The sequence below is a fragment of the Mycobacterium sp. P2_H7 genome, assembly GCF_056403275.1.
In genome coordinates, this window is record NZ_JBFUFU010000072.1 from 1 (window position 1) to 387 (window position 387).

1 protein-coding gene is annotated in these 387 nt (G+C 62.5%); it reads right to left on the reverse strand.

The window, feature by feature from the left end:
- The coding region (locus AC1DY7_RS31405) for a family 20 glycosylhydrolase (RefSeq protein WP_477497664.1) at nucleotides 1–387 on the reverse strand (387 nt) is incomplete at both ends.

A 387-nucleotide genomic window follows, 5' to 3' on the forward strand; every position in this document is an offset into this window, starting at 1 on the left:
TTCCTGGCTGTTGGCCATGTCGAGGTAATAGACCTGCCCGGGATTGACGACGATGTCATAACCTTCGCCGGCAAGCGCTGCCGAGACTTCGACGTTGCGCCAGCCATTGAGATAGCTTTTCGTCTTGTCGATGATATTGCCGTGCGCGGCTTCTTCCCAGCCGCCTGTGATGCAGCCGCGGGAAGCAAGGAAGGTCTGGATTCGATTGAGGAACTGGGCCTGCAGAACGGCAGCACCCGAGCCGTCGATTTCGTCGGCGCCATGCGTATTGGTGACCACGCCGAGCCGCTTGGCATGCGACTGCGCCAGCGCCTCGCCACCAAGTTCGGCAAGCCGTTGCAGCGCTTGCGGCGAGCCCGACCAGGCGCCGATGGGCACTTCGTCGGC